This window comes from Gemmatimonas phototrophica, from assembly GCF_000695095.2.
In the GTDB taxonomy this organism is placed as follows: Bacteria; Gemmatimonadota; Gemmatimonadetes; order Gemmatimonadales; family Gemmatimonadaceae; genus Gemmatimonas; species Gemmatimonas phototrophica.
In genome coordinates, this window is sequence record NZ_CP011454.1 from 3,258,384 (window position 1) to 3,278,051 (window position 19,668).

Sequence of the window (19,668 nt, forward strand, 5' to 3'; positions counted from 1 at the left end):
ACCACGTGCCGTCCATGCGACTTCCTGCCCGTTTGCTCCCTCGCCTCTCCGCTCGCGGTCTTCTTGCCCTGCTGGGTACGGTTGCCCCCGTCGCATCGGTCGGTGCCCAGTCTGCCCCCTCCGCCGCGCCGGTGGTGCTGCGCGCCGCGCGACTCCTTGATGGCGCGGGGGGCGTTTTGCTGAACCAGGATGTGGTAGTGGATAACGGCCGTATTGTAGCCATCCGCCCCGCTCGTGGGCCGCTGCCGGCGGGCAGCGTAGACCTTGGCGCTCGCACGTTGCTCCCGGGGTTCATCGATACCCATGTGCATATGGGGTGGTACATCACCGGTCACGACCGCATGCACACCGACGGCGACGGTGATACGCCTGCGGTGAGTGCCATGGCACACGCCGGCAACGCCTGGGCCACACTGCACGCCGGTTTCACTACCGTGCAAAGCATTGGCGAGGCCGACAACGCCACGCTGCGCGACGCCATCCAGCGCGGATGGATTCCAGGGCCGCGCATTCTCACCTCTCTCGGATCACTGAACGAACGCACGCGCGGCGGGTCCCCTGATTCATTGCGGGCCGTTGTGCGGCGCTTCAAGCAACAGGGGGCCGACGTGATCAAGATCTTCGCGTCCAAGAGTATTCGCGACGGTGGCGAAGCAACAATGACGCCGGAGCAGCTGCAAGCCGCGTGTGGCGAGTCCACCGCACAAGGACTCCGCTCGGTAGTGCATGCCCACTCGGCCGATGCAGCGCAGCGCGCGGCGCGGGCCGGGTGTACCCAGGTAGAGCATGGCGTGTTTGCCGACGACGCTACCCGTTCCGCGTTCGTGCAACACGGCACCTTTTTTGACCCGCAGTGTGGCCTGGTCTTTCGCAATTATCTCGACCATAAACCGTGGTTTGAAGGGATTGGCAACTACAATGCGGCCGGTTTTGCGTCCATGGAGCAGGCACTCCCGCTCGCCGAGGCAGGGATTGGGCTGGCGTCGCGCACGAAGGGGCTCAAGTTGGTGTTCGGCACTGATGCGGTGGCGGGCGCACATGGCCGGAACGCCGAAGAACTGGTGTGCCGGGTGCGCCGAGGCGGGCAGAACGCAATGGATGCCATTGTGAGCGCCACGAGCCGCGCGGCGGAATCGCTGCGCCTGGAGCGGGAGATTGGCCGTGTGGCCGTTGGGCTGTCGGCCGATCTCATTGCCACCGATGGCGATCCGTCGCAGGAAATTGAGGCATCACAACGGGTCTCGTTTGTCATGCGCACGGGGACGATTTACCGCAACGATGGCGCCCGCTTCACTGCCGGACGTCGCAACAGAGGAGTGCGTTAATGGCAACGAGCGAACCGCGGGGCACGGCGCGCCGCGACTTTCTGAAGGCCGCTGGGGTGCTGGCGGTGGGCACTGCCACGGTGGGCTCGGCGGCAGCGTGTGATGTGAAAGAACCCACGCAGACCGCCGCGGACGATCAGGGCCTCGAGCGAGTACGGGGGTTTGACCGCACGATGTTGGATGCCGTGGCCGCAGCCGTGTTGCCGGAGTCGTTGGGGGCGCCGGCCATTCGCGCCGTCACCGATCGTTTTGTGGCCTGGGCCGACGGCTATGACCCGGTGGCGGAGGAGATGCACGGCTACGGATACGCGGATATCCGCTACCTCCCGGCCGATCCGGCTCCGGCGTGGCGGGCACAATTGCAGGCGCTGGATGTGTTGGCGCAGAAAACCACACGCCAATCGTTTGCGCGCCTTCCGTTGGACGCACAGCGTGCGGTCCTCTCGGCCACATTGAGAACGGAGCGTGGGGATCGTCTGCCGTCGCCTCTGGGCGCTCGTCATGTGGCATTGGCGGTACTCGCGTTCTGGGGCAGTTCCCCCGAGGCTTGGAACCTGGCCCTTGGTGCACAGGTGAGCCCCGCTACCTGTCGCACGCTGGGGGATGCCGTGAAGCGTCCGCTGCCCTTGGCGGGAGAGCGCGCGTGATCATTCAAAATTCCGAGACCACGGTGCACGAAGCGGACATCTGCATCGTTGGCAGTGGCATTACCGCCGCCATGATGGCGGCGCATCTCGCGGAGCACACCACACAATCCGTACTGGTGGTGGAAGCGGGGAAACCCACCACGGCGTTCCGCGACCGCACCCGCGCCCGCGAGCGCTTTCTGGCGTACGGCGAGAGCCCATGGAAGGCCGATCACCTCGACGATCAGAACGCCTTTGGAACAACGTGGGGCTTTTCGCCGAGTATGCACGTAGGCGGGCTGGCCATGCATTGGGGTGGCGTGTCTCCGCGCTATTCACCCGAAGATTTCCAGCTTCGCTCGCTGTATGGGGTAGGGAGCGACTGGCCCTTCAGCTACACCGACCTCGATCCGTTCTATCAGGAAGCCGAGGAACGCATGGGTGTGGCTGGTGAGCAGGGGCCGCCAGCGCTTGATCCTCGCGGCAAACCGTATCCGTTACCACCGCTGCCAATCAACTACAACCTGGCGCAGTTGCAGCAGTGGGCCGGCAAGGCGGATATCGCCACCTGGAGTACCCCCAGCGCCAAGAATTCTGTGGAGCGCGATGGGCGGGCGCAGTGTCAGCGGTGCGACACCTGCTATCCGGTATGCCCAACCGGCGCGAAATATTCGCCGGATTTCACGTGGGACGCGCTGATGGCCGCCAAGAAGATTACGCTGCTCACACAAACGCTCATTCGCCGACTGGAAGCCGACGCGAAGACTGGGCGGATCACCGCCGCGACGGGTAACCGCACCGACGCAACCGGGGCGCCGGTGACGGTGCGGGCCAAAACGTTTGTACTGGCGGCGGGTTTTGTGTGGTCTCCGCATCTGCTGCTGCTGTCGCGCAGTGAGGCGTTTCCCAATGGCTTGGCCAACCGGAGTGGGCTGGTGGGCAAGTACCTGGCCGGGCATCGCAATGTGAACGCGTATCTACAGTTGCCCATGGAACTGCTGCCGGGGATCAACGCGCAGCATTCGTTGGTCAGCAAGCAGTTCATGCGCCCGGGCAAGCAGTCACGCTATCTGCGTCACGACCTGCGGATCTGGGAGTCAAGTGTCGGGCGCGAGCCGCGACTGCGCGACGACAACGAGACGCTGCTGTTTGGTGATGCCCTGCTGAAGGACTGGCAGCAGCGCGCCAAGGGGGCCACGGCGCGGGTGCGCGGCTACTACGACGTGTTGCCGGACAAGGAAAGCAAGTTGTGGCTCGATAACACGCACACGAACCGCTTTGGCGATCCCATGCCCACCATGGCCTTCAAGGACGCGCCGGAGAGCGCGGCGTTGCGTGAGTTTCAGGAAGAGTCGCTGCGTGACCTGTTCCGGCGCATGGCGAAAGCCGGCGGCGGGGAAATCCTGCGCATGGAGAACAGCGCTAACGATTTGGGGCAGGAGCATCCCACCGGTGGCTGCCGCATGGGCACGGACCCGATGGACAGCGTAGTCAACGGCGATGGGCGGGCGCACGACCACGAGAATCTCTGGGTGGCCGGTGCCCCGGCGCAGCCGACCGCGAGCTGCTGCAATGGCACGCTCACGTTTGTGGCCGTGGGGCTCAAGACGGCGGCGGCGATTGCGAAGGGCTGATTCGGTGTGCTTGCGGCGGGGGAAATCAACCGCTGGGCATGACAACAGCATGAATTACAGCATGACAAACTGCGGAGGTGGGGAACGCGGGTCTGAGAGTGCTCTCCCACACAGCCCCCCACGCTTTTGTCACGCTGTTGTCATGCAGGAGGTCATGCTGTTGTCATGCCCAGCGGTTGTCATGCCCAGCGGTTGCCCTTCCCGGCCGTTACGCTCCCCGCACCGCCGCCATGATGCGGTCGCCAAGCGCGGTATTCGCCGGTCGAGCCACGACGGCACTGCGCAGGGCCCCCAGCGTGAGCGCAATGTGTCCCCCAAACCGTGAGCAGTTGTCGCAGCTCCCCACATGGGCCTGCAGCTGCGCCACACGGTTATCGCTCAGCGCACCGTCCAAAAAGTCAGACAGGTCCGCCAATACCTCGCGGCAGGGCACCCCGGCCACCACAGTATCGAGTGAAGGATCAGTCATGCGACGCCTCCGAATGCGTAGGCAATCCGGTCAGGGCACGCACGGTGGCGGCCAGGTGAATTCGGGCTCGGTGCAATCGGCTTTTCATTGCAGCGACCGAGATGTGCAGGACTTCCGCCGTTTCGTCTCCGGAGAAGCCATCCAGCTCCCGCAACGTCAGCACTTCCCGTTCGTCGGCGGGGAGGCGCTGCAAGGCGAGCGTCAGCAGTTCACCGTCCCAGGGCGGGTCATCCCCGCCGCTGGCCGGTAGGGCACCCCACCCAGCCTGCTCGGCCAACTGCTCCACCGACAGCAGATCGTCCGGCTCATCCACACGACGGCGCACCAAGTGGTGCACGCTGTGCCGAGCGATGGTGAACAGCCAGGCGCGTGCCGACGCGGCGCCACGGTACCCGCCGGCCCCCCGCCACGCCGCGATGAAGGTCTCCTGGACCGCATCATCAACGTCGCGGGAGCCGGTGTAGGTCTGCAGATACCGGGAGACCGATGGCTGGTACTGCCGCATGAAGGCCTCGAACGCCGCGGCATCGCCGGCAGCTGACGCCGCCAGCAACCCCCCGTCATCCATCACGACCGCTGTGGCACTTTGCAGGTGGTGAAGCCGAACAGGGTGTACAACGGGCAGCTGCTCAGGGTGGCGGTAAGCAACGGGATGAAGCCGAGATAACCCCACGCCGTCTTGGGGCCGGTAAAGGCCAGGGCCAGGAGTCCGATGCCGAGGGCAAAGCGGAAAATGCGATCGACCGTACCGACGTTCTTGGCAAAGAGAGCAGACATGGGGAGGCTCCGATAAGGGTGGTCGCCCGGACCGCGATGACGATCGGGCTCACATGGGAGAGACATAAAATGCAGCAAAGGATTCAGCGGCGTCGGATGCAATCTGGGTCTGGTGCCAGCGTGCACCACCGGGGCATGTTGCAGGGGTCGTTTCCCTCCAGCCCATTCCTGCCGATGCGTCGCTCCGCCTTTCTGATTGCCATCGCCACCGTCGCGCCTGTTGGAGCGCTTGCTGCCCAGCAGCGGGTGCTGACCGCCGCCGATTACGCGCGCGCCGAAAAGTTCCTCGGCTTCAACACGCAGCCTCTGGTCTCCAATACAGGCGTCCAGCCTACGTGGCTTCCTGACGGCCGGTTTACCTACCGGGTGCGCCAGCCCGATGGCGCTCAACCCACGTTTGTGGTGAGCGCCAAAGGCGTAAAGACCAACTGCACCGCGACGGGCGCGTCCTGCCCGGCGGCCGAGGCCCCACGCCCGGCGCCGCGCAACCGCACACGGGCACCCGAAGTGCTGTCTCCCGACGGCAGCAAGGCGGCGTTCATCCGCGAATGGAACCTCTGGGTGCGCGATGTGGCCAGCAATCAGGAAACGCAGGTCACCGCCGACGGCGTGAAGGATTTCGGGTACGCCACCGACAACGCCGGCTGGGTGCACAGTGATCGGGCCGTGCTGCTCTGGTCGCCTGACTCGCGGAAGATCGCCACATTCCAGCAGGATCAGCGCAACGTGGGCGACATGTATCTCGTGCGGACCAAGGTGGGGCACCCCGAGTTGCTGGCGTGGAAGTATCCGCTGCCTGGTGACAGCGTGGTATCCATGATCCACCGCGTGGTGGTGGATCTGTCGGGCACCGCGCCGCGCGTGGTGCGCTTCAAGATGCCCGCCGACCAGCATCGCAGTTCGGTATGCGACCACATTGCCTGCGGCGGCAAGCTGGCTGATGTCGAGTGGTTCCCAGACGGGAGCCAGGTGGCATTTCTCTCCAACTCGCGCGACCACAAGGTAGCCACGCTGCGGGTGGCTGATGCCGCCACGGGCGACGTGCGTGATGTGCTGCGCGAAGAAGTGAAGACGCAGTTCGAAAGCGGCGACGGCGATCAGAACTGGCGGGTGTTGCCTGCCAGCAATGAAGTCATCTGGTTTTCTGAGCGCGACGATTGGGGACAACTCTACCTGTACGATCTCTCCACTGGTGCGCTCAAGAATCAGATCACGACCGGCGAAGGGACAGTGCTGTCAGTGGAGCGAATTGACGCCAAGACTCGCATGGTGTGGTTTGTGGCCGCCGGCAAGGAAGCGGGGCGCGATCCATACTTCCGTCATCTCTACCGCGTTGGACTCAACGGCAAGGGGCTTACACTGCTTACGCCTGAAGACGGAGATCACAACACCTCGCTCTCCCCCGATGGCGCGCGCTTCGTGGACAGCTGGTCGCGCCCCGACCTGCCCCAGACGGCCGTGCTGCGCGACGCGCGCACCGGAGCACTCGTAACGACCCTCGAGAAGGGCGATATCTCCAAACTGGTCGCGACGGGCTGGAAGCCGCCCACGCGCATTACGGTGAAAGACCGCGACGGCAAATGGGACCTGTACGGCCTCATGTGGACGCCCACGCAATTGGATTCCACCAGGAAGTACCCGATTATCAACTACATCTACCCGGGTCCGCAGGGTGGTTCGGTGGGCAGTCGCCAGTTCACGCCGTCCACGCGCGACAATCAGGCGCTGGCTGAGCTGGGGTTCATCGTGGTGGCGATTGACGGCACGGGCAATCCCACGCGTTCCAAGTCATTTCATGATGCGTACTACGCGCGCATGGGGGACAACACCCTTCCCGACCAGATTGCCGGCATGAAGCAGTTGGCCGCGCGCCATGCCTTTATCGATCTCGATCGGGTTGGGATCTGGGGGCACTCGGGGGGCGGGTTCGCCACCGCCGGGGCAATGTTCCGCTATCCGGACTTCTTCAAGGTGGGTATCTCCGAGTCGGGCAACCACGACAACCGGAACTATGAAGATGACTGGGGCGAGCGTTATCATGGTCTGCTCGTAAAGACCGGCGCCACGGACAGCTACGACGCCGAAGCCAATCAGGTCTTCGCCAAGAACCTCAAGGGCAAGCTGTTGCTGGCGCATGGCACCCTCGATGACAATGTGCCGCCAGACAACACCTATCTGGTGGTGGATGCGCTCATCAAGGCGGGCAAGGATTTTGACCTGCTCATGATCCCCAATGCCGCGCATGGGTATGGACCAGCGTCCAATTACATGATGCGTCGTCGGTGGGATTATTTCGTACAGCATCTTCTCGGAGCGACGCCGCCACGAGAGTACCAGATCGGCCCGAAGTAGTCCGGCTATTCCCTGAACACGTTTTTGTGTCTGCCACGTTCGTACTGCCCCTGCTGGAACAGGCGTTGTCGCGCCTCAACGATGTTGTGCTCATCACCGAAGCCGAGCCCACAGAGCGACCGGGCCCGCGCATCGTGTTTGTGAATGCCGCCTTCGAGCGCATGACCGGCTACACGGCCCAGGAGGTGATCGGGTTAACCCCGCGCATCCTCCAGGGGCCACGCACGGACCCGCAAGTGCTGCGGCAGTTGCGGGAGGCGCTGCATGCCTGGCAGTCGCTGCGGGTATCGCTGACGAACTATCACAAGAACGGCACGCCCTTCGATGTGGAGTTCGAAGTCATTCCCATTCCTGATGCAGAGGGCTGGTTCACGCATTGGGTATCCATACAGCGCGACATTACACACCGCCGTCTCGCCGAGCAGGTCATCCGGAACGCAAGTACGCTGGATGAGCTGGGCGCGGGGATCTGCTACGAACTGTGCGAGTATACTGCGGCACATGTGGTGCTCTGGCGGATGCGCCCGCGTGGCCAGCGGCACTGGCACGTGTTGCAGGCTGGGGTGGAGCGTCTCGTGGACGCCCAGCTCCTTGAGGCCGACGAAACCTGTCGAGTGGTGCCCCTCCCCACCTCGGGGGAGCTCGAGGTTCAGCTCGTGCTGTGGCATCGCACCACACCGTTTGGTGAGGCGCAGTGTGCATTGGCCGAGGCGGTGGCCGAACGTGCGGCCCCGGCCGCGGACAGACTGTACGCGGTTCTCAGACAACAGCGCCTTGCCAATGCGTTGCGCCAGTCGGAGAAGCTGGAAGCGATTGGGCGCCTCTCCGGTGGGATTGCGCACGATTTCAACAATCTGCTTACCGTGGTGCTGGGCAACGTCGAGTATCTGCAATCGATCGTTCCCGCGTCGGATGAAGTCACCGGCATCTGCAATGACATCACCCAGGCGTCCATGCGCGCACGCACGCTGGTGCAGCGACTGCTCGACTTTGGTCGGCAGCGAGTGCCGTCCGTGCAACCGTTTGCCGTGGATTCCGTCATTGCCTCGGCGACGGCGCTCCTGGAGCGCACCCTGGCGTCGCCGATACACTTGACGACGGCAGTGGAGGCACCGGCGCCGATCGTGCTCGGCGACCCGGCCTTACTCGAACAGGTGCTGGTGAACCTGGTCTTGAATGCCCGCGATGCCATGGTCAGCATGGTGCGCCCGGAACCCGGAGAAATTCGCGTGGTGGCGGTCCGGGAGGTCATCACGCAAATCGGGCAGGATGGATACATGGCCGCGCTGCCCCCAGGGCGCTATGTGGCGATCGACGTGATGGATGAAGGGCCGGGGATGACCGATGAGGTCCGGGAGCGCGCGTTCGACCCCTTCTTTACCACCAAGCCGATTGGGGCGCTTGGGGTAGGCGCCGGCCTGGGGCTATCATCGGCCTTTGGTGCCGTGGCCATGATGGGCGGCACCATCCGCCTTGAGAACATCGAGCCACACGGGCTTCGGGTGCGGGTGCTGGTCCCCAGCGCGTAGCATCGACCGCGAGTGGGTGCCGCAACGTTTGCGGCATACCACCCCGTGGGCAATCCGGTACATTTCGCGTATGGAACGACTCTTTCTGACGATCGGCGCCCTTTCCGCGGCCATCAGTGTGGCCGCCGGCGCATTTGGTGCCCACGCCCTGCGTGAGCGGGTTGAACCACGCCTCCTGGAAGTGTTCGAGACTGGTGCTCGCTACCAGATGTACCACGCACTGGCGCTCCTCGCCGTGGCGTGGGTGGCAGGTCGCTGGCCCGGGACGCTGAGCACCGCCAGTGGCTGGCTCTTTGTGGCCGGCACGTTGCTGTTTTCCGGGTCGCTGTATGCCATGACCCTCACCGGCGTGCGCGCCTTGGGTGCCATCACGCCGATAGGAGGCGTGTGTTTCATAGCCGGATGGGTGTGCCTCGCGCTCGCCATCCGCGCGCAGTGAACGCCCCCACGGCGACCCAACTCATCGCCATTGCCGCTGTCTCCGCCATCAGTGGCGCCGTGAACTCCATCGCCGGCGGGGGAACGCTGCTCACCTTTCCTGCGCTGCTGGGGCTGGGCGTGACGCCGGTGGCGGCAAACGCCACGAGCACGGTGGCGCTGTGGCCAGGCTCATTCGCCAGCATGATGGGATATCGGCGGGAACTCGAAGGCGCCGAGCGCTGGGCCGTGAAGCTGGCGATTCCCAGCTTGCTGGGCGGGCTCACCGGTGCCGGGCTGCTCATGGCAACCAGCGATGAACAGTTCCGCGCCATTGTGCCGTGGCTGGTGTTTGGCGCCACCTTGTTGTTCGCGTTTCAGGCGCGGTTCATGAAGTGGCTCCGGCACTATGTTACCGAAGTCCCGCATGGACCGGCACCCATTGAGCCCACGCGCGGCATGATCATCGCGCAGTACTTCGTGGCCATTTACGGCGGCTACTTCGGGGCCGGCGCCGGTATTGTCATGCTCGCGACGTTCGGACTCATGGGGATGACCAACATCCATCGCATGAATGGCCTCAAGAACTTCAATGGCATCTGCTTCAACGGGATAGCCGCCATCACCTTTGCCCTCAAGGGACTGGTGAACTGGCCGATTGCTCTGGTCATGGCAATCGGGTCAAGCGTGGGCGGCTACATGATGTCCGGGCTGGCGCAGAAGGTTCCGCAGGCGTGGGTGCGGGGAGCCGTGTCGCTCATTGGCATTGGCAGCGCGGTCTGGCTCTTTCTTTCGCGGTAGCCCGCCACGGCTCACGCCGCGCCATCGTCATGCCGCGCGCGCGGCTTTGCGACGCGACTTGGTGTGGTATTGCACCGCATCTGCCTCCTTGAGCAGCTCTTCGAGCGAGGTGTGCCCGCCAGTGAAGTACGCCGCACCAAAGCTCGCGGCCAGCGCCCACGCCGTGGCAGCATCATTGGAACGGGCAGCGTTCACCTCGTGAAGCGCCGTCTCCAGCCGCGCGAGAATGCGTTCGACCTCGCTGGCCCCAACGCCGCTCACAAACACGGTGAACTCGTCGCCCCCGAGGCGCGCCGTGAGGTCGGCACTGCGAAACACCTGCGACATCACGGCGGCCATTTCGCGCAGCGCCTCGTCACCAGCGGCGTGCCCGAAGGTGTCGTTGATGCTCTTGAAGCGATCCAGATCACCATAGAGCAATGCGCACCGCTCACCGCTCGCCCGTGCTGCCGCCAGACGATGCCTGGCCGACTCCATGAAGCCTCGACGGTTCAACAGCCCGGTCAACTCATCGCGCTCGGTGAGGAAACGCAATTGCTGTTCGGCTGCCCGCTGGGCCGTGACATCGGTAAACGTGGTCACGCCGCCTGGGCGGTCGTCGAAGTCGTCTGCGTACATGGGGCGCGCATTCATGGACAGATCGCGCACCCCGCCGTCTGTGCGGTGAACGCGCAGCAGCTCTCCGTCCACCCGTTCTCCCTGCCGAGCACGGGCCACGGGCAGGCTATCCGGGGCGATGTCCTCGTCGGTTTCGCCTGACAGGCGCCACCCTTCGTGACGCGGAGTGTGCCCCAACAACTCATCGTCGGTCAACCCGAGGATACGGAGTGCACTCTCATTCCACGCCACCACCCGCCCCTCGCGATCCTCCACCAGAACGCCTTCGGCGAGGGAGTCAATAACCGCACGGTGCAACGATTCACGCGCCGCCAGCGAATCACGGAGCTGCCGCTCGCGCGTCACATCACGCCCCACGGCGACAAACACTTCCGGATACTGGTAGTGGTCCCGCTGCACCACGATGGTCAGATGCAGTGGCATCGGGACATCGTCGGCATTGCGCCAATCCACTTCCTGTTGCCACACCCCGCTATCGAGCACTGCAGGGATTCCCTCACCGCGAACCAGCGCCGCGCTTTCCGGTGTGAGGTAGCGCAGTATCCCAAAACCACGACACGTCTGTACCCGAGGGGCGCGGGCGAGCGCAGCCGCATTGGCGTACGTCACCTCGCCATCCAGGGCGATCATGACCACCGGATCAGGGAGGGCGTCGATGACCGTGGCAAATCGTTTCAGGAGGTCCACGTCCAGGGACTTCTCCGCCAGTTCTCCCTGCACATCCTGTAACCGCCGAGAGAGCTGGGCCTGCACCGTAAACCCGGTCTCCCGGGCTCGGCGGACCTCGTCACGGTGCTCCCGCAAGTCCTTCTCGAGCGCTGCGCATTGAAGATCGCGCGCCTCGACAGCCTCCTTGAGGGCGATGGTCGAGCGATGTTTCGCTCGAAAGGCCCACCAGGCGAGACCTACGCCAACGGCGGCGGCGATGTAAGGAACGAAAGGGGGCATAAATGGAGAGGTAGGAAACCTGCCCGTGGAAGTGTCGGCGCCTCCCTTTCGTCCCTGAACTCCGACGCGGTCGCTACTTGACCGAGATCTGCTTGATCATGCCGTGCGCAAGGTGCGGTTTCCCATCTTTGGCATCCGGGTCAAAGCAGATGAAGGCATACTCACCGGCGGGAATGTCCACCGTGAGATACACCGTATCTCCCGGCAGAATATCGGTAATGCCGCCCATGGGCATACCCGGCGGCGGGCCGACCGGCTTCTCCGCAAACATGGCCATATCCATGGGTTTTTTGCCGGGCAGCAACTTCGCAAAGAAGAACTCGTGCGGCTGCGGGCCGGCGTTGGTCACCGCGATGATGTGCTTTCCGGGCGTGAGCGGCTTGGAGAAGGCAAAGTCGTAGTCGCTGAGGGTGAGCGTGATATCGGCCTTGGGCGCCGGCGCCGTGTTCTTGGACGGCGTCACCTTCAGGTCCTTGATCATGCCCTTCATGATGTGCGGTGCCCCATCCGGGCTGGGGATGACACAGAACGCCACGTAATCACCGGCCGCGAGTACGCTGGTGAATTCCGTCACGCCGGCGGAGGCATTGGGGCCGCCCACCGGCCGCATCCACTTTGGCGGCGGGCCGCCAGCCTTGAGCCAGCCAAGAACATCTTTGCCACTCTTCCCGGACTCAACCTTCACCAGATACACATGGTGCAACTCTTTGCCCTTGTTGCTCAAGCGCATGGTGGTGAGGCCGGCCGGGATGGTGGTCGGCATATCGAACGCGTAGTCGGTGGTAACGATATTCACGACGTTGGCACCGGCAATGCGCGACGCCGCCGCCGCCGATGTGCCCGTGTGACGCGTTGTGCTGTTCGCGACCGCGCGCTGCGCATGGGCGGCCGTCGCGCTGCACAACAAGAGAACGGCCGCCGCCATCGCGCGGGAATGCGCGCCGGTTGTGTTGGAGATTGACAGCCCGCGCAGGCAAATCGATGACATACAGTCCCCGTGGAGTGAACGTAGTGATGAGGAAGGCGAACGGTGCCGCGCGAAACGGCGGCGTACTGTTGCTGGGCGCATCCCTGCCACGAGGTCTACGCAGACGTCAAGCTGCAGGATTCAGCGGGCGTTTCCCAATGAAGGATCGTTCAGACAGCGGAAGCGTACACAGCCTTACCCTGCGTACGCGTTCACCATCACGGGGGTGGGTTCGTCCAGCGACGTGGTGATCAGAAAGAGCCGGGACGCACGCAAGGGCGCGATACGCCGAAGCTGCCGATAGCCGATCGTCGTACCGGAGGCAACGACAGGCCCGTCCGCACGATCCTCGTGCAGCTGCCACGCCGTAATGTGCTGCCCCTGCTCGATGCGCTCGCCGAGCTCAAGCACCGTGATGGGGGTACGCGACGATACACGCAGCGCGTGCACCCGACGGTGTGCGTCGAGTGCCGTTCCGGTGCCCTCCGCGCTGAGGAGGCGTTGCGTACGCAAGGCCTTGAGCGCAGCCGCCATGCCGTGCAGGCGTTCCACGTCCGTGGTGTGAAATAGCCCCTCACGTGTTGGCGGCACGTTCAGCAGCAACTTGGAATTGCGCCCCACGCTGGTGAAATACAACGAGACCAGATTCTCCACCGACCGAACCTGCGCATCTTCGGCCGCATGATAAAACCAGCCGGGCCTGATGGAGACGTCCGTCTCGCCGGGACGCCACACGTCACCGTCGGCGTGTCCTTGCTGTAGCGCCGCGATGACATCATCGCCGCTGGCGCCGATATACGGGACCGCCGATGACCGAATCGTACTCCAGCACGTTTCCCCGGCCACTCCACGCTCGTTGCCAATCCAGCGCACGTCTGGCCCCGCATCGGAAAAGATCACGGCCCGGGGTTGGCGCTCCCGCACCAGCCCCCAGATGCGTGGCCAGTCATACGTCTGACGCTTGCCATTGGGGCCCTCGCCGTTGGCACCGTCAAACCACACCTCCTGCAACTCTCCATAATTGGTGAGCAATTCGGTGAGTTGTGCGATGTAGACGTCGTTATACCGTGGCGTATCGCCATAGGTGGGGTGATTCTGATCCCACGGGGAACAGTAAAGCCCCGGCTTGAGGCCTTCGGCGCGACAGGCGTCCACGAACTCGCGCACCACATCGCCTTTCCCGTTCTTCCATGGGCTCGACACGACCGAGTGGGTCGTCGTGGCCGTTGGCCACAAACAAAACCCGTCGTGGTGCTTGGCCGTGAGGATCATGGCCTTGGCACCGGCGGCCCGGGCCGCGCGGGCCCATTGCCGGGCATCAAGCCGAGTCGGGTTGAACAGCGCCGGGGATTCCGTACCGTCTCCCCATTCCCGATCAGTGAAAGTATTGACGCCGAAATGGACAAACATCGCCACTTCGTCTCGCTGCCACACCAACTGCTCGGCCGTCGGGCGCGGACGGAGGGCCACGGGGGTCGCCTGCAGCGCCGAGGGGATCACCAGGCTCCCCACCGCGCCGGCGCCAACCACCGTGAGAAAGTCGCGGCGGCTGCAGTGGAAACCCGCGGCGTGTGAGGAGCCGGGCGCACCCGGCTGCAGACGAACGGTAGGAAACAGCGGTGAGATCATGTCCCTAATCTGTCGCACGAATGCATGGGCGCTACCTCACCAAACAACCTGCCGGACGGGACGTGTGGTGGCCTACGCCGCCAGACTGGGCAGTTGCACGATGTACTGGGTGCCAACATTCCCGCGTCGCTCTACGTCCACACGGCCACCAGCATCGCCAATGGCGTGGTGTACCAGCGCCAGGCCGAGATCCATCACCTCGGCTTCCCCCGACGAGCGTGTCGTTGCGAACGGATCCTGTTCACGCGAAAGGACCACCCTTCCCACCTCGATAATCGTCCGGGTACGACGACCGTCACCTCGGGTCACGTCTCCCAGACCGTCATACGCGCACAGGGTGACGGTTCCGCCAACGGGCATGCTGTCGCGCACCAACAGCGCCAGATGAATCAGCACTTGCTCAAGTCGCGCGGACTGCACGAGGGGGCGTCCACTCGACGTATTCAAGACGTCCAGGGAGACCTGCGCCCCCAGCAACGTGGGAAGCGTCTCATCGAGGTGGGTCAGGACTTCGTGGACGTTGGCTGGCGTTGATGACGTGCCCTAGCTGGCTTCGAGTGAGCCGAGTAAGCGAAGCCGTTGCGACGTGCGCGTGCTGACCGTGCGCATGTGGGTGAGCACCTGCCGGCCGTGGATGTCGGTGATTTGCGGCGCGAGCAAATCGGCGCCATCACCCAGGGCGTGCACCACATCGGCGACCTCGGCCGCCAACGCCGTTGACAGCTGTGCCACCAGCTGCTGGCGCTGCATCCGCTGGGATTCCTGTTGAGCCTCCAGCAATTGCCGGGCATGCTCGACGAGTTCCTGTTGTCCCTTGCGGTAATTCCGTAACGTCGCCCAGAGGAGGTATGTACACAGACCGAGGCCGAAGACGGTCAGCAGTGTGGATCCGACATCGAAAAGAACGGAGGGCTCCCGTGTTTCGTCGGCAAGTGAAATGACACCAACACGCCGCAACCAGTGCCCCACGACGGCCGCCGTCAAATGAGCCGTCACGACCAGACCGAAGCCGCGACGTGTGTGCAAGAACAGCGCGGAAAGGGACAGTGCCAACGCCAGCCCCCCCCACCGCAGCGCTTCTTCGCGCGCCACCATCTCGGGCACTGGGAGTTCAACAGGCATCCGTGAGAGTGTCGTACTTTTCATCCGTCTCCCGTAGTGCTCCCGCATGGGATCTTGGTCCAACTGTCGGCCCGGCGGGTCACAAACCTGTTGGTCTCACACCAGCAGGTGGTGCGGGCACTATCTTCACACTATTCAAGTGATTCCCCTGTCTCCGTTCACTGCGCCCCGGAGTTCCCCCATGTCCGATCAGAATACCGCGACCGCCGAACACCGCTCCTGGCAGTGGGACCTTGTGCTGCAGTATGAAGATGGCTCGCTCCCCGCGTCCGCCTGGCACGAAGCCACGTTGACGGTCGTCACGCAGTGGTACGTCAAGAATCTCCCGGAAGCGCAGGCGCGTGCGCGGTATGCGCAGTACTACCACCGCAATCGTCGCCGACTCACCAACCGACTCAGCGGTGCCAGTGTGGATATCGCGGCGCTGGAAGCTATTGACCAGATCTGGGAATCGTTGCTGGTCCGGGCTCTGAACGCGAAGTCGGCGTAACCAGAGAGCACAACGGAGCCCGTCCCGTGGTCATGGGCAGGGCTCCGCAGTGGTCGGGCTGCCGGTGCGTGACCGACCGGCAGATTGAATGAGCGGGAGACTATTCGTCGGATGTTGCAACAAATCCAACGGAGGTCATACCACCCGGCCATTCACTCAATTGCGTGGCCTTGATGGCACGGCCCACGATGGGCAGCTCTTGAAGGTCGGCGGCCACACTGGTCCCGGCGCCTGTAATGAAGGAAGCTGCGGCCTCCACCGTGACCGGCACCAGTCCGACGACCGAGCCGGCTTTTTCCGCCGCGGCCACCATTTGCACACCTTGTCCGCCACGGCCCTGCAGGGGGATGGCCTCCACCGCCACGCGCTTCACGTAGCCGGCGCTGGTCCCCACGCACACCTCCTGCTGTGGCCCCACGACCGCCATGGCCACGACCCGGTCAAAGTCCTTGAGCGTAATGCCGCGGACCCCACCGGCATCCCGACCCATGTCCCGCACGTCCGACTCGTGGAAGCGAATCACTTGCCCAAGCGCCGTCGCCAGCACGAGATCGTCCTGCCCGGAGGTGATTCCGGCGCCAATGATCCGATCGCCCTTGTCGAGCCGAATGGCCTTGATGCCCGCCAGTCGCGCGTTCTTGAATTCCTTGATGACCGTACGCTTCACCTGGCCGGTGGCCGTCACCATGGTGACAAACAGCGGATGTGAGAAGTCGCGAACAATGGCCCCGAGCACCGGCGCTCCTTGACGCGGCCACTCCACCACGTCCTTGAGTGGCGTACCGCGACCGCTGCGGGCGGCGGGGGGCAGTTCGCCACCCAGGATGCTGTAGGCCTGCCCATCCTGCGACAAGACGAGCATCGATTCCGTTTGACGCAACCGCCCCCTGACCATGGGCAGTTCGTCAAGCGGCAGGTCACGTTCGGCGGCGTCAGTCTTGCGCGCTCGTCCCGACGGCAGCGGGGCCTGCAACACCCGACCACCGTACGTCACCACTCCCACGACCTCGGCGTCGGCCACGGTTTCGGCAACCTCGGCCGCGGCTTCGGCAGTGACAATCTCCGTGCGCCGCGCATCACCAAAGCGATCCACAATTTGCGCCACCTCTTCCGCCAGCGCGGCCATGCGCATGGCCGGGTTGGCCAACAGGGTCATCAGCTCCTTGATGCGCGCCTTGAGTTCCTTGGCCTCGGTCTTGAGCGCCGTGACTTCCAGCCCGGTGAGCTTGGCCAGGCGCAGCGCGAGAATGGCGTTGGCCTGGATTTCCGAAAGCGCGTATTCCTTGCGCAGACGGGCCTGCGCCTGCTCCACATCCTTGGCGGTTTTGATGAGTTGCACGATCCGGTCAATATCGTTGACCGCAATGAGCAACCCTTCCACGATGTGCAGCCGGGCTTCGGCCTTGCTCTTCTCGAACTCCGAGCGCTTCACCAGCACATCGTGCCGGTGCGCAATGAAATGATCGATCAGTGCACGCAGTCCCAGCTCGCGCGGCACCAGCCGACCATGCTCAGGCACCAGCGTGAGGTTGATGACGCCAAAGGTGGTTTCCAGCCCGGTGAGCTTGAAGAGGCGCTCCAGCAGCTTCTTGGGCTCTGCGTCGCGCTTGAGTTCAATCACCATGCGCAATCCTTCGCGATCGGATTCGTCGCGCAGGGCGCTGATCCCCACCAGCTTCTCTTCCTTGACCAAGTCGGCAATCTGCTCAATGATGCGGGCTTTGTTGGCCTGATACGGCAGCTCCGTGACCACCAACTGGGCGCGCGAAGACCCCGGCTTGGCCTCAAGTACGACACGCGCGCGGTTGATCAGGCGCCCGCGCCCCGTCTCCATGTACTGCTTGATGGCCTCTTTCCCTACGATCAGTCCGGCCGTGGGAAAATCGGGGCCCTTTACAATCTTGCGCAGCTCGCTGAGATCAACGGAAGGCTCTTCAATGACCCGGATGATCGCCTTGCCAATCTCGCGCAGGTTATGTGGCGGCATGTTGGTCGCCATTCCCACGGCAATACCACTCACGCCATTCACCAACAGGTTGGGAATGGCGGCCGGAAGTACCGACGGCTCCTGCAGGCGATCGTCGTAGTTGGGGACAAAGTCCACCGTGTTCTGATCGATCCCTTCCAGCAGCGCCACACCAGGGGCCGCCATGCGCGCCTCGGTGTAGCGATACGCGGCGGCCGGGTCGCCATCAATGCTGCCGAAGTTCCCCTGCCCTTCAATGAGCGGATAGCGCAGGGAAAAGTCCTGCACCATGCGCACGAGGGCGTCGTAGACACTGCTGTCGCCGTGCGGGTGATATTTGCCCAGCACGTCGCCCACGACGGTGGCAGCCTTCTTGAACGGACGCCCCGGCGCCAACCCCAGTTCGTTCATCGCGTACAGAATGCGCCGGTTCACCGGTTTGAGTCCATCGCGTACATCGGGGAGCGCACGCGAGGTGATCACGCTCATCGAATAATTGATGAACGAATCACGCATCTCGTCGGTGACCTCACGCGGCATGACGCGTTCGCGTCGGGGCGTGGGCATGGGGGCAGCTTTGGTACGCGGGGGCATTAACAGAACCGAAAGGGGTGGGGTTGCACGGCAAGACATCGCGGCAACCGCGTGGAACAATCAATAACTACAGTGACCGACAAACGACACAGCGCAGGCGAACCCATGGTGACTTTCACGGCGCCGCGGTCTCCTGCGATGGATTCCAGCGCTTGCCTTGACCGATCATATCCGCCTATGCAGTTTTGATACGTGCGTACAAATATGACTCCTCCTTCTACACTCGAGCGGTCGTCCGCCAGCGTGGATGCGCTCGACGGCCTCTTCAAGGGTTTTGCCGACCCGACCCGCCTGCGCATCCTCAACGTGCTCGCCGCCGGCGAACTGTGCGTCTGCGACATCGTGGATCTGCTGGAGCTGCCGCAGCCCACCATTTCGCGGCATCTGGCCTACCTGCGCCGCGCGGGGCTGGTCACGATGACGCGGGAATGGAAGTTCGCGCACTACCGACTGGCCGAGCCGGGCCATGCAGTACACGAAACGCTGGTGTCCTGCATCCGTTCCTGTTTCGCGGGAATTCCCTCGCTGGACGCCGAACGCGCCGCTGCCGTACAGCGAGTGGCCTTGGGCGGCACCGGCGGCTGTACATGACCGTTCGGCGTCACACCTGGCCGGCTCTCTAAACCCTACCGCCATGCGCTACGCGCTCATTTCGGACATTCACGCCAATCAGCCGGCACTCGACGCCGTGCTCGCCCACATTGACGCGCGCGGCGACGTGCAGGCGATCTACCACCTGGGCGACCTCGTGGGCTATTCACCCTTCCCCAACGAGGTGGTGAACACCCTGCGCACGCGCGGCGTTGCCGGCATTGCCGGCAACTACGACTCCACCGTGGCCACCGACTACAAGCATTGCGGTTGCAAGTCGGAGAGCGTTCGCCAGGAGGAGTTGGCGCACATCAGCTACGAATACACGCGTGGTGAAGTGACGGCGGGCACCAAACAGTATCTGGGAGCACTGCCGTTTTCTCTGGACATCCGGCCGTTCGGTGGCCACGCCAGCGGGCCGCGACTCGTCCTTGTGCACGGAACGCCTACGCTCAATACGGTCTACTTCACCGAAGACCGCCCCGACGATTTTTGCCGCAAGATGGCCGCGGTAGCGGGGCTCAAGGCCGGTGATGTGCTGGCCTTTGGACACACGCACAAGCCGTGGCACCGCATTGTAGATGGTGTGCACTTCGTGAACACCGGCAGCGTGGGGCGCCCCAAGGACGGCGACTGGCGCGCAGGCTACGTGGTGCTCGATCTCGGCGAGGGCGAGGCACAGGTCACGCACGTACGAGTGCCGTATGACGTGGAGGCGGCCGCGACGGCCGTGATTGCGGCCGGACTACCGGAGGAGTTTGCAGAGTTTCTGCGCACCGGTGGCAAGGTGGCGCCGGCGCACTAGCGGCGCCG

At 64.0% G+C, this 19,668-nt stretch carries 19 protein-coding genes; 10 read left to right on the forward strand and 9 right to left on the reverse strand.

All coding sequences use genetic code 11. The annotated features are described in order from the left end of the window. Positions 1-14 precede the first annotated feature (14 nt). Genes GEMMAAP_RS13790 through GEMMAAP_RS13800 form a run of 3 tightly spaced genes read left to right on the forward strand, consistent with a single transcriptional unit; the run spans position 15 to position 3,585 of the window. Positions 15-1,325 (forward strand): amidohydrolase family protein, encoded by a 1,311-nt coding sequence (locus GEMMAAP_RS13790; RefSeq protein WP_075071528.1) that lies wholly within the window; start codon positions 15-17, stop codon positions 1,323-1,325. After that, positions 1,325-1,972 carry a gluconate 2-dehydrogenase subunit 3 family protein gene (locus GEMMAAP_RS13795; protein ID WP_026848724.1) on the forward strand — a complete coding sequence of 216 codons (648 nt, stop codon included), beginning with the start codon at positions 1,325-1,327 and terminating at the stop codon, positions 1,970-1,972. Before GEMMAAP_RS13790 ends, GEMMAAP_RS13795 begins: the two co-directional genes overlap by 1 nt. Next, positions 1,969-3,585, forward strand: a complete 1,617-nt coding sequence (locus GEMMAAP_RS13800) for a GMC oxidoreductase (protein WP_026848723.1) — start codon at positions 1,969-1,971, stop codon at positions 3,583-3,585. The genes GEMMAAP_RS13795 and GEMMAAP_RS13800 overlap by 4 nt, the downstream gene beginning before the upstream one ends. A 208-nt stretch (positions 3,586-3,793) precedes the next feature. Here the strand turns inward: GEMMAAP_RS13800 and GEMMAAP_RS13805 are convergent, their stop codons facing one another. Genes GEMMAAP_RS13805 through GEMMAAP_RS13815 form a run of 3 tightly spaced genes read right to left on the reverse strand, consistent with a single transcriptional unit; the run spans position 3,794 to position 4,831 of the window. Continuing rightward, a complete protein-coding gene (locus GEMMAAP_RS13805; RefSeq protein ID WP_026848722.1) occupies positions 3,794-4,054 on the reverse strand; it encodes a zf-HC2 domain-containing protein in 261 nt (86 codons plus the stop codon). After that, positions 4,047-4,622 (reverse strand): RNA polymerase sigma factor, encoded by a 576-nt coding sequence (locus GEMMAAP_RS13810; protein WP_026848721.1) that lies wholly within the window; start codon positions 4,620-4,622, stop codon positions 4,047-4,049. Before GEMMAAP_RS13810 ends, GEMMAAP_RS13805 begins: the two co-directional genes overlap by 8 nt. Beyond that, on the reverse strand, positions 4,622-4,831 hold the full coding sequence (locus tag GEMMAAP_RS13815) for a YgaP family membrane protein (protein WP_026848720.1): 210 nt from the start codon (positions 4,829-4,831) through the stop codon (positions 4,622-4,624). The genes GEMMAAP_RS13810 and GEMMAAP_RS13815 overlap by 1 nt, the downstream gene beginning before the upstream one ends. A gap of 174 nt (positions 4,832-5,005) precedes the next feature. Here GEMMAAP_RS13815 and GEMMAAP_RS13820 point away from each other — a divergent pair, with 174 nt between their 5' ends. From GEMMAAP_RS13820 to GEMMAAP_RS13835, 4 genes are all read left to right on the forward strand, one after another. Beyond that, positions 5,006-7,183 carry a S9 family peptidase gene (locus tag GEMMAAP_RS13820; RefSeq protein ID WP_043579480.1) on the forward strand — a complete coding sequence of 726 codons (2,178 nt, stop codon included), beginning with the start codon at positions 5,006-5,008 and terminating at the stop codon, positions 7,181-7,183. Between the two features lie 26 nt (positions 7,184-7,209). Next, positions 7,210-8,712, forward strand: a complete 1,503-nt coding sequence (locus tag GEMMAAP_RS13825; protein WP_026848718.1) for a PAS domain-containing sensor histidine kinase — start codon at positions 7,210-7,212, stop codon at positions 8,710-8,712. A 70-nt stretch (positions 8,713-8,782) separates the two neighbouring features. Further along, entirely contained in the window at positions 8,783-9,151 is a 369-nt protein-coding gene (locus GEMMAAP_RS13830; protein WP_026848717.1) for a DUF423 domain-containing protein, read from the forward strand. Beyond that, entirely contained in the window at positions 9,121-9,930 is an 810-nt protein-coding gene (locus GEMMAAP_RS13835) for a sulfite exporter TauE/SafE family protein (RefSeq protein WP_158514864.1), read from the forward strand. Before GEMMAAP_RS13830 ends, GEMMAAP_RS13835 begins: the two co-directional genes overlap by 31 nt. 27 nt (positions 9,931-9,957) lie before the next feature. On the opposite strand, the gene GEMMAAP_RS13840 is transcribed toward GEMMAAP_RS13835, so the two are convergent. The 5 genes from GEMMAAP_RS13840 to GEMMAAP_RS13860 form a co-directional block, all read right to left on the reverse strand. Further along, on the reverse strand, positions 9,958-11,496 hold the full coding sequence (locus GEMMAAP_RS13840) for a sensor domain-containing diguanylate cyclase (protein WP_026848715.1): 1,539 nt from the start codon (positions 11,494-11,496) through the stop codon (positions 9,958-9,960). A 73-nt stretch (positions 11,497-11,569) separates the two neighbouring features. Then, positions 11,570-12,421: a hypothetical protein gene (locus GEMMAAP_RS13845; protein ID WP_026848714.1), complete on the reverse strand. Its 852-nt coding sequence runs from the start codon at positions 12,419-12,421 to the stop codon at positions 11,570-11,572. A gap of 237 nt (positions 12,422-12,658) precedes the next feature. Further along, the gene (locus GEMMAAP_RS13850; protein ID WP_082821328.1) at positions 12,659-14,092 is read right to left on the reverse strand and encodes an alpha-L-fucosidase; all 1,434 of its coding nucleotides are present in this window, start codon (positions 14,090-14,092) and stop codon (positions 12,659-12,661) included. 72 nt (positions 14,093-14,164) lie between these two features. Next, positions 14,165-14,488, reverse strand: coding sequence for a nitrogen regulation protein NR(II) (locus GEMMAAP_RS13855; RefSeq protein WP_158514865.1), 324 nt, complete (start codon positions 14,486-14,488; stop codon positions 14,165-14,167). Positions 14,489-14,635: 147 nt separating this feature from the next. Further along, positions 14,636-15,214, reverse strand: a complete 579-nt coding sequence (locus GEMMAAP_RS13860) for a hypothetical protein (RefSeq protein ID WP_145979147.1) — start codon at positions 15,212-15,214, stop codon at positions 14,636-14,638. Positions 15,215-15,395: 181 nt separating this feature from the next. Between GEMMAAP_RS13860 and GEMMAAP_RS13865 the strand changes: the two genes are divergently transcribed. Continuing rightward, entirely contained in the window at positions 15,396-15,704 is a 309-nt protein-coding gene (locus GEMMAAP_RS13865) for a hypothetical protein (protein ID WP_026848711.1), read from the forward strand. 100 nt (positions 15,705-15,804) lie between these two features. Here the strand turns inward: GEMMAAP_RS13865 and gyrA are convergent, their stop codons facing one another. Next, complete coding sequence (gene gyrA / locus GEMMAAP_RS13870; RefSeq protein WP_075071674.1) at positions 15,805-18,237, reverse strand: DNA topoisomerase (ATP-hydrolyzing) subunit A; 2,433 nt, start codon at positions 18,235-18,237, stop codon at positions 15,805-15,807. Between the two features lie 231 nt (positions 18,238-18,468). On the opposite strand from gyrA, the gene GEMMAAP_RS13875 reads away from it, so the two are divergent. Beyond that, the gene (locus GEMMAAP_RS13875) at positions 18,469-18,855 is read left to right on the forward strand and encodes an ArsR/SmtB family transcription factor (RefSeq protein ID WP_075071529.1); all 387 of its coding nucleotides are present in this window, start codon (positions 18,469-18,471) and stop codon (positions 18,853-18,855) included. 43 nt (positions 18,856-18,898) lie between these two features. Further along, the gene (locus tag GEMMAAP_RS13880) at positions 18,899-19,660 is read left to right on the forward strand and encodes a metallophosphoesterase family protein (RefSeq protein ID WP_026848710.1); all 762 of its coding nucleotides are present in this window, start codon (positions 18,899-18,901) and stop codon (positions 19,658-19,660) included. Positions 19,661-19,668 lie beyond the last annotated feature (8 nt).

Coding starts and splice junctions, on each gene's coding strand:
- GEMMAAP_RS13790 (WP_075071528.1), top strand. CDS start 15: ATGCGACTTCCTGCCCGTTTGCTCCCTCGCCTCTCCGCTCGCGGTCTT.
- GEMMAAP_RS13795 (WP_026848724.1), top strand. CDS start 1,325: ATGGCAACGAGCGAACCGCGGGGCACGGCGCGCCGCGACTTTCTGAAG.
- GEMMAAP_RS13805 (WP_026848722.1), bottom strand. CDS start 4,054: ATGACTGATCCTTCACTCGATACTGTGGTGGCCGGGGTGCCCTGCCGC.
- GEMMAAP_RS13810 (WP_026848721.1), bottom strand. CDS start 4,622: ATGGATGACGGGGGGTTGCTGGCGGCGTCAGCTGCCGGCGATGCCGCG.
- GEMMAAP_RS13815 (WP_026848720.1), bottom strand. CDS start 4,831: ATGTCTGCTCTCTTTGCCAAGAACGTCGGTACGGTCGATCGCATTTTC.
- GEMMAAP_RS13820 (WP_043579480.1), top strand. CDS start 5,006: ATGCGTCGCTCCGCCTTTCTGATTGCCATCGCCACCGTCGCGCCTGTT.
- GEMMAAP_RS13830 (WP_026848717.1), top strand. CDS start 8,783: ATGGAACGACTCTTTCTGACGATCGGCGCCCTTTCCGCGGCCATCAGT.
- GEMMAAP_RS13840 (WP_026848715.1), bottom strand. CDS start 11,496: ATGCCCCCTTTCGTTCCTTACATCGCCGCCGCCGTTGGCGTAGGTCTC.
- GEMMAAP_RS13845 (WP_026848714.1), bottom strand. CDS start 12,421: ATGGCGGCGGCCGTTCTCTTGTTGTGCAGCGCGACGGCCGCCCATGCG.
- GEMMAAP_RS13850 (WP_082821328.1), bottom strand. CDS start 14,092: ATGATCTCACCGCTGTTTCCTACCGTTCGTCTGCAGCCGGGTGCGCCC.
- GEMMAAP_RS13860 (WP_145979147.1), bottom strand. CDS start 15,214: ATGCCTGTTGAACTCCCAGTGCCCGAGATGGTGGCGCGCGAAGAAGCG.
- GEMMAAP_RS13865 (WP_026848711.1), top strand. CDS start 15,396: ATGTCCGATCAGAATACCGCGACCGCCGAACACCGCTCCTGGCAGTGG.
- gyrA (WP_075071674.1), bottom strand. CDS start 18,237: ATGCCCACGCCCCGACGCGAACGCGTCATGCCGCGTGAGGTCACCGAC.
- GEMMAAP_RS13875 (WP_075071529.1), top strand. CDS start 18,469: ATGACTCCTCCTTCTACACTCGAGCGGTCGTCCGCCAGCGTGGATGCG.
- GEMMAAP_RS13880 (WP_026848710.1), top strand. CDS start 18,899: ATGCGCTACGCGCTCATTTCGGACATTCACGCCAATCAGCCGGCACTC.